The sequence below is a fragment of the Myroides odoratimimus genome (assembly GCF_004337635.1).
Lineage (GTDB): Bacteria > Bacteroidota > Bacteroidia > Flavobacteriales > Flavobacteriaceae > Flavobacterium > Flavobacterium odoratimimum.
This window is the reverse complement of sequence record NZ_CP037427.1, coordinates 406,170-418,496: the sequence shown is the minus strand read 5'-3', so window position 1 is coordinate 418,496 and position 12,327 is coordinate 406,170. Positions and strand designations below refer to the sequence as shown.

The 12,327-nt window shown below is 33.2% G+C and carries 16 protein-coding genes; all 16 read left to right on the top strand.

Annotated features, from left to right (window positions below):
- The first annotated feature begins 56 nt into the window (after positions 1–56).
- Positions 57–1,088: a cytochrome-c peroxidase gene (locus E0Z07_RS01990; protein WP_006260309.1), complete on the top strand. Its 1,032-nt coding sequence runs from the start codon at positions 57–59 to the stop codon at positions 1,086–1,088.
- Between the two features lie 211 nt (positions 1,089–1,299).
- The gene (locus E0Z07_RS01985; RefSeq protein ID WP_006260308.1) at positions 1,300–2,073 is read left to right on the top strand and encodes a 3'-5' exonuclease; all 774 of its coding nucleotides are present in this window, start codon (positions 1,300–1,302) and stop codon (positions 2,071–2,073) included.
- 10 nt (positions 2,074–2,083) lie between these two features.
- Positions 2,084–2,695 carry a fumarylacetoacetate hydrolase family protein gene (locus E0Z07_RS01980; protein ID WP_006260307.1) on the top strand — a complete coding sequence of 204 codons (612 nt, stop codon included), beginning with the start codon at positions 2,084–2,086 and terminating at the stop codon, positions 2,693–2,695.
- 4 nt (positions 2,696–2,699) lie between these two features.
- Complete coding sequence (locus tag E0Z07_RS01975) at positions 2,700–3,044, top strand: hypothetical protein (protein WP_006260306.1); 345 nt, start codon at positions 2,700–2,702, stop codon at positions 3,042–3,044.
- An 8-nt stretch (positions 3,045–3,052) separates the two neighbouring features.
- A complete protein-coding gene (locus E0Z07_RS01970) occupies positions 3,053–4,297 on the top strand; it encodes a CinA family nicotinamide mononucleotide deamidase-related protein (RefSeq protein WP_006260305.1) in 1,245 nt (414 codons plus the stop codon).
- Positions 4,298–4,378: 81 nt separating this feature from the next.
- Complete coding sequence (rpmB, locus tag E0Z07_RS01965; RefSeq protein WP_006260304.1) at positions 4,379–4,615, top strand: 50S ribosomal protein L28; 237 nt, start codon at positions 4,379–4,381, stop codon at positions 4,613–4,615.
- A 26-nt stretch (positions 4,616–4,641) separates the two neighbouring features.
- A complete protein-coding gene (gene rpmG, locus E0Z07_RS01960) occupies positions 4,642–4,824 on the top strand; it encodes a 50S ribosomal protein L33 (protein WP_006260303.1) in 183 nt (60 codons plus the stop codon).
- A gap of 9 nt (positions 4,825–4,833) precedes the next feature.
- The gene (locus tag E0Z07_RS01955; RefSeq protein ID WP_006260302.1) at positions 4,834–4,986 is read left to right on the top strand and encodes a DUF4295 domain-containing protein; all 153 of its coding nucleotides are present in this window, start codon (positions 4,834–4,836) and stop codon (positions 4,984–4,986) included.
- A gap of 215 nt (positions 4,987–5,201) precedes the next feature.
- Positions 5,202–6,155: a signal recognition particle-docking protein FtsY gene (gene ftsY, locus E0Z07_RS01950; RefSeq protein ID WP_025124486.1), complete on the top strand. Its 954-nt coding sequence runs from the start codon at positions 5,202–5,204 to the stop codon at positions 6,153–6,155.
- Positions 6,156–6,166: 11 nt separating this feature from the next.
- Positions 6,167–6,595 carry a hypothetical protein gene (locus E0Z07_RS01945; protein WP_006260300.1) on the top strand — a complete coding sequence of 143 codons (429 nt, stop codon included), beginning with the start codon at positions 6,167–6,169 and terminating at the stop codon, positions 6,593–6,595.
- An 8-nt stretch (positions 6,596–6,603) separates the two neighbouring features.
- A complete protein-coding gene (locus E0Z07_RS01940; RefSeq protein WP_006260299.1) occupies positions 6,604–6,915 on the top strand; it encodes a DUF721 domain-containing protein in 312 nt (103 codons plus the stop codon).
- 138 nt (positions 6,916–7,053) lie between these two features.
- A complete protein-coding gene (locus E0Z07_RS01935; protein ID WP_006262011.1) occupies positions 7,054–7,488 on the top strand; it encodes an RrF2 family transcriptional regulator in 435 nt (144 codons plus the stop codon).
- A 70-nt stretch (positions 7,489–7,558) separates the two neighbouring features.
- Positions 7,559–9,805 (top strand): nitric-oxide reductase large subunit, encoded by a 2,247-nt coding sequence (locus tag E0Z07_RS01930; protein ID WP_006262010.1) that lies wholly within the window; start codon positions 7,559–7,561, stop codon positions 9,803–9,805.
- Complete coding sequence (ric, locus tag E0Z07_RS01925) at positions 9,795–10,508, top strand: iron-sulfur cluster repair di-iron protein (RefSeq protein ID WP_006262009.1); 714 nt, start codon at positions 9,795–9,797, stop codon at positions 10,506–10,508. Before E0Z07_RS01930 ends, ric begins: the two co-directional genes overlap by 11 nt.
- Before the next feature lie 64 nt (positions 10,509–10,572).
- Positions 10,573–11,775 carry a hypothetical protein gene (locus E0Z07_RS01920; protein ID WP_006262008.1) on the top strand — a complete coding sequence of 401 codons (1,203 nt, stop codon included), beginning with the start codon at positions 10,573–10,575 and terminating at the stop codon, positions 11,773–11,775.
- Positions 11,772–12,224 (top strand): CopD family protein, encoded by a 453-nt coding sequence (locus E0Z07_RS01915; protein ID WP_006262007.1) that lies wholly within the window; start codon positions 11,772–11,774, stop codon positions 12,222–12,224. Before E0Z07_RS01920 ends, E0Z07_RS01915 begins: the two co-directional genes overlap by 4 nt.
- Positions 12,225–12,327: the final 103 nt, after the last annotated feature.

Here is a 12,327-nt window from a genome sequence, read left to right as displayed (position 1 = left end):
TCTTCTTCTTCTTTATACTAAGTAACTTGATATCATAAATCAAAGTAGTATTAAATATGAAAAAGCATCTAGTTTTATTGACTGTATTATTGGCATTTGTCAGTTGTAAAAAGGAACAAACAAGTAGTTCAGATCATAAAGAAGAAAACAAATCAGAATTATTAACTAAAGCCTCAACTTATTTTCAACCTATTTCTTCTGTAGAGAATACAAATTTAGATCCAGAGAAAGTAGCCTTAGGAAAATATTTGTATTTTGATACGAATCTTTCTAAAGATGGAAATATCAGCTGTAATTCATGCCATAACTTAAATACCTATGGGGTAGATAATTTAGCCTTTTCTCCTGGAGATGATGGGTCTTTAGGGGGGCGTAATTCACCTACTGTTTTTCATGCAGCTTTGCATAATATGCAATTTTGGGATGGAAGAGCAAAAGATGTTGAAGAGCAGGCTGGAGGGCCTATTCTAAATCCAGTAGAGCACAATATTAAAAATGAAAAAGAATTAGAAGATAGGTTGCGTAAAATCGATATGTATAAGGAGAAGTTTGCAGCTGTGTATAAATCGGATAAAGAACCTATCACATTTAAAAATATTACTAATGCCATTGGTGCATTTGAACGTACATTAATGCCAGAGAGTAGATTTGATAAGTTCTTAGATGGAGATGTAGCTGCATTAACAGCACAAGAGCAAAAAGGATTAGAAACATTTATTTCTGTGGGATGTATTACTTGTCATAATGGAGTAGCGTTAGGAGGGCAGATGTTCCAAAAATTCGGAGTGTACGGTGATTATTGGCAAGAAACTAAATCAGCTAAGATAGATAATGGGCTAGCTGATTTAAGTAAAAAAGATACAGAGAAATATTTATTTAAAGTACCTGGATTGAGAAATATAGAGCATACAGGACCTTATTTTCACGATGGTTCTGTGAAGGATTTGAAAGAGGCTGTGCGTATTATGGCTAGTTTACAAACTAATGTAAAATTAAGTCAAGAGCAAATAGATGATATTACAGTGTTCTTAGGAAGTTTGTCTAGTGATATAGATGATGAGGTGAAGAAATCACCTTTTGAGTCATAGATTTGGTTAGATATGTTATTTTAAATGTTTTATTTAAAGGCTATTCTGTTTAAGAATAGCCTTTATTATTTGTGATAATTGTTATATATTCATGAAGATAATAAAAAGTAAATATGTCGATATTAGTTATTAATGTTAAAAAAGTTAGTATTGGTTTTTAATATGCTAAAGTTTACATTTATTATATTTGTAATTAAATAAAAATAGAATAATGGAGTTGAAATTACATAGACCAATTTGTTTCTTTGATTTAGAGACAACAGGTATAGACGTAGCAAGAGACAGAGTTGTAGAAATATCGATATTAAAAGTGTTTCCAAATGGAAATAAAGAAAGCAAGACTTGGTTAGTAAATCCAGAAAGAGCTATACCTGCGCAGTCTACAGCTATACATGGTATTACTGATGAGAAGGTAGCGAATGAGCCAACGTTTAAAGAATTAGCTCCGCTAGTGTACAATATGATTAAAGATTCTGACTTAGCTGGGTTTAATTCAGATCGTTTTGATATCCCACTATTAGCAGAAGAATTATTGAGAGCAGGAGTGGATTTTGAAATGGGAAATAGAGTGTCAGTAGATATCCAGACAATCTTCCATAAAAAGGAAGAGCGTACATTAAGTGCTGCTTATCGTTTTTATTGTAATGAGAATTTAGATAATGCACACTCAGCAACGGCAGATACAAATGCGACTTATGAGATATTAAAAGCACAATTAGATAGATATGAGGACTTAGAGAATGATATGAAGTCGTTGTCTGAGTTTACTACTCGTAAGAAAAGTGTTGACTTCGCTGGGTTTATTGCATTAAATGAAGAAGGTAAAGAAATATTTACTTTTGGAAAGCACAAAGGAGCATTAGTAGACGATGTTTTGGAGAATGAGCCTGGGTACTATGGTTGGATTCAGAATGCAGATTTTCCATTGTATACTAAGAAAGTATTGACTGGTCTGAAATTGAGAAAATTAAATAATAAGTTGTAATTACATCTTTATGAAGATAGTTTGTATAGGAAGAAATTATGTAGAGCATATTGAAGAGCTAAACAATGAAAGACCTTCAGAGCCTGTATTATTTATTAAACCTGATTCTGCTTTATTAGGTAGAGAGTGTCCATTTGCTATTCCTGAGTTTTCTGATGATATTCATTATGAAGTAGAAGTAGTGGTGAAAATTACTAAAGTAGGTAAGCATATTGAACCTAAGTTTGCTCATAAATATTATGATGAGGTTACTGTAGGAATTGATTTTACTGCTAGAGATATGCAGAGTAAATTAAAAGAAAAAGGATTGCCTTGGGAGAAGGCAAAAGCTTTTGATGGATCTGCTATGTTAGGAGAGTTTATTGATAAGCAAGAATTAGAAAACCTTTATGATACTACATTCTCATTAATACAAAACGGCAATACAGTTCAGGAGGCTAGTACTGCACAGATGATTTGGAACATAGATGAGACTATAGCAGAAGTGTCTAAATATTTTACTCTGAAGAAAGGAGATTTAATCTTCACAGGTACTCCAAAAGGAGTAGGGAAAGTAAATGAAGGAGATGTGCTAGAAGGAACTCTAGCAGGTAAAAAGTTATTCCGTTTAAATGTAAAATAAGCGTATGGCACTTCATTATGATTTAGGACCTATATTACAGACTTATAACGATGACCAAGCGTTAGTGAAAGCTGGCTTAATCGTTTTTGTTGAAGAATCTAAAGATTTGGTCAAAAAAATAAAGCTTGGAATCAATGATAAGAACTATGGCAATGTAGCAGAAAGTATGAATATATTGATGCCTTCATTAGAGTTTTTAGGAATGGAACAGGCTATCGAAGAGGCTTCTCTAATAGAAGAATGGACTAAAGAAAAAGGAAAGACTAAAGCTGTAAAGGAGACTTTTAAAATCTTTAAAGAGAGAGTAAAGAAAGCTCGTAAAGAGATACAGAAAGACTTTAGCTTATAGAAAATAGTATGAAAGCAAGTATAATCACTATAGGAGATGAGATTCTCATCGGTCAGATTGTAGATACTAATTCTGTGTATTTAGCAAAGGAACTTGATTTGTTAGGATTCGAAGTATCAGAAATTATAACTATTTCTGATAAAAAAGAATCAATAGAGAAGGCTATGTCTTCTCAAATGGGACAGGTGGATTTAGTTATAATGACAGGAGGATTAGGACCGACTAAGGATGATGTGACTAAAAAAGTGTTTTGTGACTTTTTTGAGGATCATCTAGTCATAGATGAGCAAGTTTTAGCTCATGTGACGACACTTATAGAGAATTACTTTAAAAGGCCTATTTCAGAGGTTAATAAACAGCAAGCTTTAGTGCCTTCTACTTCTACTGTTTTATTTAATACTGTAGGGACTGCTCCAGGTATGTTAATGCAAAAAAACAACACTACTTTTGTTTCTTTTCCAGGAGTTCCTCTTGAAATGAAAACAATATTTAGTGAGCAATTAGTTCCTTATATTAAAGATCACTTTAAGGGGGTATTTAATATCCATAAAACGATAATTACTTATGGTATTGGAGAAAGTTTGTTAGCAGAATATCTTGAAGATTGGGAGAATAATTTACCGTCAGATATAAAATTAGCTTATTTACCAAGCCCTGGTAAAGTAAGATTACGTCTGTCAAGTAGAGGTTCTAATCAAGATTTCTTGTCTCAAAGCATTGAGATGCAAATTGATAGAATGCCTGAGTCTGTGAAAGCATATATTCGAGCTTATGAGGATATTGACTTTCCTGAAATTATTATAAAAGAGTTGCAAATTAGAAATAAAACTATTTCTTTTGCAGAAAGTTGTACAGGTGGACGGTTAGCTGTTATGTTTAATGCTAAACCAGGCTCTTCTGCTTACTTTAAAGGAGGAATGGTATGTTATGCAACCGAGAGTAAAGTAAATATACTAGGAGTTAATCAAGATACAATAAATAAATATACAGTAGTTAGTGAAGAAGTAGCTATGGAAATGGCTGAGCAAGCACGATTAAAATTTAATAGTGACTATGCAATTGCTACTACTGGAAATGCTGGACCATCTAAGGGAGATTCTGATGTCGAGGTAGGAACTGTATGTATAGGAATCGCAACGCCTATAGGAGTGTTTACAAAAAAATATGAATTAGGCCAACCAAGAGAAAAGGTTATAAACAGTGCTATAGCAAAGGGTTTAGAATTGATATATAATGAAATATTAAAAAAATAACCTAAAAGAATTTGTAAGATAATTTTCTTTTTCGTTACTTTGCACCCTGATTTTGAATATTGAAATAAAAGATAAGAAATAATGTCAAGAGTTTGTGAAATTACTGGTAAAAGAGCAATGGTTGGAAACAACGTTTCTCACGCGATGAATAAAACTAAGAGAAAGTTTTCTGTGAACTTAGTTAAAAAACGTTTCTACATTGCTGAAGAAGACAGATGGGTAACATTGAAATTATCAACGTCTGCATTAAAAACAATTAACAAAAAAGGTATTACTGCTGTATTGAAAGATGCAAAAGCAAAAGGATTAGTAAAATAATTCATACCATTAAAAAATAGAATACGATGGCAAAGAAAGGGAACAGAATTCAAGTAATCTTAGAATGTACTGAACACAAAGCATCTGGTTTACCAGGAACTTCAAGATACATCACGACTAAGAATAAGAAAAACACACCTGATAGATTAGAGATTAAGAAATTTAATCCTATCATGAAGAAAGTAACAGTTCACAAAGAAATTAAATAATTATTAGTCATGGCAAAGAAAACCGTAGCGACTTTAAGAACATCTTCTAAAAAGTTGACGAAAGCAATTAAAATGGTTAAATCTCCTAAAACTGGAGCTTACACATTCGTTGAAGCTGTTATGGCTCCTGACTTTGTGGATGATTTCTTAAACAAGAAGTAATTTTACCATTATAAAGATCTAGAAAAGCTGTCTATTATAGGCAGCTTTTTTTGTGTATATATTTATGATACCAAGTTTTATTTGAAAGCACCTTTTATGGATGCTTTTTTCATTTATAATAAAAAGAACAAAAGTTGTTTATTTTTTTATCCTGTGATTTGGGTAAATTGATTCACTTTTTATTCTTTATATTTGCAGTAGTTAATAAAAGTAATATGAGTTTTTTTAAGAAGTTATTTTCTTCGGAAAAGAAGGAAACTTTAGATAAAGGTTTAGAAAAGTCTAAATCTTCTTTTTTCTCAAAACTGACTAAAGCAGTTGCTGGTAAGTCAAAAGTAGATGATGATGTACTTGATAATCTAGAAGAAATACTTGTGTCATCTGATGTAGGTGTTAATACTACATTGAAAATTATTGAGCGTATTGAAGAGCGTGTTTCGAGAGATAAATATGTTGGAACAGATGAGTTAAATCAGATTCTTAGAGATGAGATAGCAGGATTGTTATCAGAGACTCAATCTGGTGAAGCAACAGAGTTTGAAATTCCAAAAGATAAAAAGCCTTATGTATTGATGGTAGTAGGAGTAAATGGTGCTGGAAAGACAACAACGATAGGAAAGTTAGCTTATCAATTTAAGAAAGCAGGATTGAATGTTGTATTAGGTGCTGCAGATACATTTAGAGCAGCTGCTATTGATCAATTACAAGTGTGGGCAGATAGAGTAGGTGTGCCAATTGTAAGACAACAAATGGGAAGTGATCCAGCTTCTGTTGCTTTTGATACTTTGCAGTCTGCAGTAACTCAGAACGCTGATGTTGTAATTATAGATACAGCCGGTCGTTTACATAATAAAGTAAACTTAATGAATGAGCTTACTAAAGTTAAACGTGTTATGCAGAAAGTTATTCCAGATGCTCCTCATGATGTGATGTTGGTATTAGATGGTTCTACAGGACAAAATGCCTTTGAACAAGCTAAGCAATTCACAGCAGCAACAGAAGTAAACTGTTTGGCTGTAACTAAATTAGATGGAACTGCTAAAGGTGGTGTAGTTATTGGTATATCTGATCAATTCCAAATACCTGTTAAGTATATAGGTGTAGGAGAAGGAATCGAAGATTTGCAAGTGTTTAATAAATTTGAATTTGTTGATTCATTTTTTAAATAGAAGTAATAGTTATGAGTAGATTATATAAAGTGTTTTTCATAGGTATACTTTTTTTAGTAGCAAGCTGTGGGAAAGAATTTACACCTGAGGACTTAAAGGTAATTAATGGTTATTGGGAAATAGAGAAAGCAAAATTGCCAGATGGTGAGGTGAAAGATTATACCATTAATTCTTCTATTGATTTCTTTGAGATAAATGATAAAGGAGTTGGTTTTCGTCAGAAAGTAATGCCACAGGTGAATGGTGAGTATTTAACGAATGAGGTGCAAGAAAACCTAACTATAGTTAATGAGGCAGGTAAGACTTGGTTAATGTATAAGACTGAGTTTGCTGAATGGAAGGAAGAGTTAGTAGAATTGGATGAGGATGAGTTTGTTGTAAAAAACGAAAATGATATTATCTACTATTATAAAAAGGCGGTACCTTTTACTTTAAAATAATTTAGGCATTGAAGAAGTATGATGTAAATAAACGATTACGAGAAGAGAGTAGTATTCAGGATCTTTTAAAGATTTTTATAAAGGAGAATAACTTAGATAAAGGAATTGATAATCTTGATGTTCGTGCCGCTTGGAAGAATCTATTAGGACCAGGAATAGCTAATTATACATTAGATATACTTTTAAAACGTGATGTACTTTATGTAGCTTTGTCTTCTCCTATTGTACGCGAAGAATTAACTTATGGAAAGAGTAAGATAATTAGAATGATAAATGAGGAGCTAGGGAGAGAGGTAATAAAAGAAATAATTTTTAGATAAGTTATAATGTATAATTATCTATATAGGAAGCAATATTAGTCTATTAGATTAATATTGCTTTTTTATTTTACATATAAAGGACTTTATTGTCTTTTATATGTAGAATTGTTTTATATTTGTACTATTAAAATAAATGATATGTTTTCTAAAGCTTGTGAATACGCTATTCGTTCAGTTGTTTTTATCTCAGTATCTTCACTGAAAGGGGAGCGTGTAGGCTTTAAAGAAATAGCAAAAGAGATAGATGCTCCAGAAGCTTTTACAGCTAAGATACTTCAAAAGCTATCTAAGAGTGGAGTGATTGAATCGGTTAAGGGAGTAGGAGGAGGATTTGAAATTCCGATAGCAAGCTTAGACAATATTAAGCTATGTGAGGTGGTGAATGTGATCGATGGTGATTCTATCTACAAGGGATGTGGATTAGGGTTAGCTCAGTGTTCTGAGACGCACCCATGTCCTGTTCACTTTAAATTTAAAGCAATCCGAGAAGGGTTGAGAAATATGTTAGAAACTACTACTTTGCGAGAGTTAGCCAATGGTACCAAGTCTGGTGATACTTTCTTGAAGTTGTAATTATACGTGGGGAGTAACTTCCCTTTTTTTACAAAACAATAAAGGATAAAAAAGTCTTCTATTTAAAAGTATGAAAAATAGACAAAGAAAGTTATGGATAGCATTTACGATAGTAATGTTATTCTCATTTGGGGTACTCGGTTATTTCGGTATTGAAATTTATCAAGAAGCACCACCAGTACCCATCGAAGTTAGAACAACTAATGGTGAAATTGTATTAACTGCTAGTGATATAAAAGACGGTCAGAATGTCTGGCAGAGTATAGGAGGCCAAGAAGTTGGCTCTGTATGGGGACATGGAGCTTATGTTGCTCCTGATTGGACTGCTGATTTTCTGCATAGAGAAGCATTGTATTTATTGGAGTATTATGCTCAAGAGAAGTATAATAAGTCTTATGAAAATAGTTCATTAGAAGAACAGGCTTATTTAAAAGCACATTTACAAGCTAATATTAGAGCTAATACTTATGACAAAGCAACTGGTGTTTTGACGATTACAGAGGAACGAAATAAAGCTCGTTTACATCTTCAGGAGTATTATACTAAGTTATTTACAGATGACCCTGAATTTACGCAACTGCGTAAAGATTATGCAATACCTAATAATGCGCTAACTGATCCAACAAGATTGAAACAAATGAATGCTTTCTTCTTTTGGGCTACATGGGCTACTGTAACTAATAGACCAGATAATGATGTTAGTTATACACATAACTGGCCTGCGGAAGAGTTAGTAGGTAACGTAGCTACTACACCTCTTATCGCTTGGTCTGGAGTGAGTGTTATCTTATTGATTTTTGCAGTAGGGGTATTAGTTTATTATCACGTAGCCTCTAAGCAAGAGGAAGAAGACATGGTGCCAGTGGAAGATCCTGTATCAAACGGAACTGTAACTAAGAGTATGACTATCTTGAAGAAATATTTCTGGGTAGTATGTTTATTGATGCTATTACAAGTAGGATTAGGAATTGTAACAGCTCATTATGGAGTAGAAGGACAAGGTTTATATGGTATTCCATTAGATCAAATTCTACCTTATTCAGTAACGCGTACATGGCATACCCAATTGGCTATTTTTTGGATAGCTACTGCTTGGTTAGGAACAGGATTATATATTGCACCTGCAGTAGGAGGCAAGGATCCTAAGTTTCAAGTATTCGGAGTGAACTTCCTATTTATAGCCTTATTGATTATTGTGTTGGGGTCTATGATTGGTCAGTGGTTTGGTATTATGCAAAAACTAAACTTAGTACAGAACTTCTGGTTCGGACATCAAGGATATGAATATGTAGACTTAGGTCGTTTCTGGCAGATCTTCTTATTTGTAGGCTTATTTGTATGGTTAGCTTTAATGATTAGACCGTTGTTACCTGTATTGAAAGAAAAAGGAAGCCATCGCAATTTGATTATACTTTTCTTAATCTCATGTGGTGCAATTGCTTTATTCTATGGAGCAGGGCTAATGTGGGGAAGACAAACTAACTTGGCAATAGCAGAATATTGGAGATGGTGGGTAGTGCATTTATGGGTAGAGGGCTTCTTTGAAGTGTTTGCAACTGTTGTTTTAGCGTTCTTATTCGTACGAATGGGGTTGATTAAAACCAAGACAGCTACTAATGGCGCATTGTTCTCTACTGTTGTATTTATGTCTGGAGGGATTATAGGTACATTCCATCATTTATATTTCTCTGGAACGCCAACAGCAGTAATGGCATTAGGAGCAACGTTCAGTGCTTTAGAAGTGGTGCCTTTGACTTTGATAGGTTATGAAGCTTATGAGAACTATAAAATATCTACACATAAAGGATGGTTACAGGATTATAAATGGCCTATATACTTTATGATAGCAGTGGCATTCTGGAACTTCTTAGGAGCAGGTGTATTTGGCTTTATTATTAATCCACCGATAGCACTGTATTATGTACAAGGACTTAATACAACACCTCTTCACGCACATACTGCTTTATTTGGAGTATATGGAATGTTGGGAATTGGACTTATGCTATTCGTATTAAGAAGTATATATAGAGATATTAAATGGAATGAGAAGTTATTGAAAATAGGCTTCTGGGGATTGAACTTAGGGTTATTATTAATGGCACTTTTAAGTTTATTACCTATCGGTATTTGGCAAGCGATTGAAAGTATTCAACACGGTATGTGGTATGCGCGTTCTAGCGAACTTATGCAGCTACCAGCTATGAATACGCTGAAATGGCTACGTACCATCGGTGACGTAATCTTTACAGTAGGTATTTTCGCTATCGTTTTATTCGTATTCAAATTAACATTAAAAAAAAGCAATCATGATAAATAGAACAGTAGGCTCATTTGTAGCAGAAGATTTTAGAACAGCAGCAATATTCAATAGATATGGAATTGATTTTTGTTGTAAAGGAGGACGTACTATTGAAGAGGTATGTGAAAAGAAATCAGTCAATAGAGAAGAGTTAATTGGAGAGTTAGAACGATTATTGACACAACAAGCAGAGAATAATATCGATTTTAGACATTGGCCTTTAGATTTGTTAGCTGATTATATTGAGAAGACACACCATCGATATGTAGAGGAGAAGATCCCAGTATTATTACAATTTTTAAATAAACTGAGTAGTGTACATGGAGATAGACACCCAGAGTTAATTGAAATAAATGAATTGTTTATTGGATGTGCAGCGGAGTTAAGCCAACACTTAAAAAAAGAAGAGCTTGTTCTATTTCCATTTATTCGTAAGATGGTGTCTTCAACTATCTCAGGACAACCTTTAGAAACACCTCATTTTGGTACAGTACAAAATCCAGTTGCCATGATGATGCATGAACATGATGGGGAAGGTGAACGTTTCCGAAAAATAGCAGAGTTGTCTAATAATTATACACCACCAGCAGATGGATGTAATACATATAAGGTTACTTACGCTATGCTAAAAGAGTTCGAAGATGACCTACATAAACACATTCACTTAGAAAATAATATTTTGTTTCCAAGTGCAATAGTATTAGAACAAAAATTCGAGTAATCTTTTTCAAATTTCATAGAAGTGCCTTACCTTTAAGTTTAAGGCACTTCTTGTATAACAGCTTATGAAACCAGTCTATTACATCATTCCTTTGGTCAACTTTCTTACAGCAGCCCTATTAGGATTTTTGCTAAGAAGTATGTTCGTCTACCCGATAGAAGGAGTGACATTTTTGTATATTTTACATACACACTCTCATATTGCTTTATTAGGATGGTTGTATTTATTGGTTTATGTATTGTTTGTTCAACAGTTTGGAAAAAAAACGCTTAAAGAAGAGAAGTTTTATGCCCGACTTTTTTGGATGACTCAATTAGCTGTGCTTGGAATGGCACTGACATTTCCTTTTATGGGATATGCCGTAGCCTCTATTGCTTTTTCTACTTTACACATTATTTGTTCTTATGTATTTGTCATTCATTTATGGAAGAACAACACTGCCTCAGAGACACAGCAAGGTACATTACTAAAAACCTCTTTGTTCTTTATGGCATTTTCTACCATAGGAGTTTGGTGCTTAGGACCAGCAGTAGGCATGATGGGGAAGGCTAGTGCATTCTATCAGATATGCATACAGTTCTTCTTACATTTTCAGTTTGACGGATGGTTCTTAACTGCCTTTTTAGCCTTATTGTTTGGCATTGTGTTTAAGGGATACTCTTTATCTAAGTTTAAACCTTTTTATTATACTTGGATAGTATCTGTAATACTCACTTATGCTTTACCTGTGAGTTGGTATGTAGAATTACCTATACTACATTACTTAAATGCTGTAGGCGTTTTATTGCAATTGTATTCAGTAGGATATTTAATAAAACCCTTTTTTAAAGTATTTAAGCAACGAAATAACAATGAAAATGTCTTTGTGTGGCTTTTATTAGTATTAGCAGGAATATGCCTTATAATGCGAATAGGTACACAGTTATTAGCTATATCAGAATCAATAGCTATTCAATTACAAGCTTTGCGCAGTTGGATCATTGGTTTTATCCATTTGAATATGTTAGGAGTCTTGAGTGGTTTTGGAATTTGGTTAATGGTTCAAGAAAAAAGAATAGTTGTAAATACTTGGTTAAAGACAGGAATACTATTCTTAGTAGTTGGTTTTGTATTGACAGAAATAATTTTGTTTATACAAGGATTACAAGGTTTTATCGGAGTTGTTTGGATAGCCAATACACCTGTGCTCTTATTTTGGGCATCTGTATTACTTCCCATCAGTATCTTGTTTTTATTATTCTCATACATTAAAATTGGAAAGTCATGAATGAATTACACCTTTTATTAATATTACACCTATTAGGGGCTACTATATGGGTAGGAGGACATATCTTATTAAGTGTAGTGATATTACCTCAAGTATGGAAAGAGAAGTCAGTAGAGAAGTTATTTAACTTTGAGAGTAGGTATGAGTGGTTTGGTATGCCAGCTTTATTTGTGATGTTGCTAACAGGTGTGCGTATGGCCTATATCTACAATGTAAAGTTAGCGAGTTGGTTTGCTTTTGAAACTCCAATAGAACGTGTTGTTTCTTTAAAATTAGCATGTCTATTCACTATCGCATTATTTGCACTAAGTGCTCAGTTTTACGTATTGCCTCGTCTAAAGACTGATATTAAGAAACTTCCTTTAATGACATTCCATATTTTATCTGTTACGGCTATTAGTATTGTGATGCTTATATTAGGTAGTTTTATTAGATATGGAGGGATATAAAGAGGAATGAATTTATAAGTGAAAGGTATTGTTGGGGTTATTTGCTTAACTATTAAAATACCTGTTAGTATTATTATATATAAAGCTATTGTTTGATTATACT

Coding starts and splice junctions, on each gene's coding strand:
- E0Z07_RS01990 (WP_006260309.1), top strand. CDS start 57: ATGAAAAAGCATCTAGTTTTATTGACTGTATTATTGGCATTTGTCAGT.
- E0Z07_RS01985 (WP_006260308.1), top strand. CDS start 1,300: ATGGAGTTGAAATTACATAGACCAATTTGTTTCTTTGATTTAGAGACA.
- E0Z07_RS01980 (WP_006260307.1), top strand. CDS start 2,084: ATGAAGATAGTTTGTATAGGAAGAAATTATGTAGAGCATATTGAAGAG.
- E0Z07_RS01975 (WP_006260306.1), top strand. CDS start 2,700: ATGGCACTTCATTATGATTTAGGACCTATATTACAGACTTATAACGAT.
- E0Z07_RS01970 (WP_006260305.1), top strand. CDS start 3,053: ATGAAAGCAAGTATAATCACTATAGGAGATGAGATTCTCATCGGTCAG.
- rpmB (WP_006260304.1), top strand. CDS start 4,379: ATGTCAAGAGTTTGTGAAATTACTGGTAAAAGAGCAATGGTTGGAAAC.
- rpmG (WP_006260303.1), top strand. CDS start 4,642: ATGGCAAAGAAAGGGAACAGAATTCAAGTAATCTTAGAATGTACTGAA.
- E0Z07_RS01955 (WP_006260302.1), top strand. CDS start 4,834: ATGGCAAAGAAAACCGTAGCGACTTTAAGAACATCTTCTAAAAAGTTG.
- ftsY (WP_025124486.1), top strand. CDS start 5,202: ATGAGTTTTTTTAAGAAGTTATTTTCTTCGGAAAAGAAGGAAACTTTA.
- E0Z07_RS01945 (WP_006260300.1), top strand. CDS start 6,167: ATGAGTAGATTATATAAAGTGTTTTTCATAGGTATACTTTTTTTAGTA.
- E0Z07_RS01935 (WP_006262011.1), top strand. CDS start 7,054: ATGTTTTCTAAAGCTTGTGAATACGCTATTCGTTCAGTTGTTTTTATC.
- E0Z07_RS01930 (WP_006262010.1), top strand. CDS start 7,559: ATGAAAAATAGACAAAGAAAGTTATGGATAGCATTTACGATAGTAATG.
- ric (WP_006262009.1), top strand. CDS start 9,795: ATGATAAATAGAACAGTAGGCTCATTTGTAGCAGAAGATTTTAGAACA.
- E0Z07_RS01920 (WP_006262008.1), top strand. CDS start 10,573: ATGAAACCAGTCTATTACATCATTCCTTTGGTCAACTTTCTTACAGCA.
- E0Z07_RS01915 (WP_006262007.1), top strand. CDS start 11,772: ATGAATGAATTACACCTTTTATTAATATTACACCTATTAGGGGCTACT.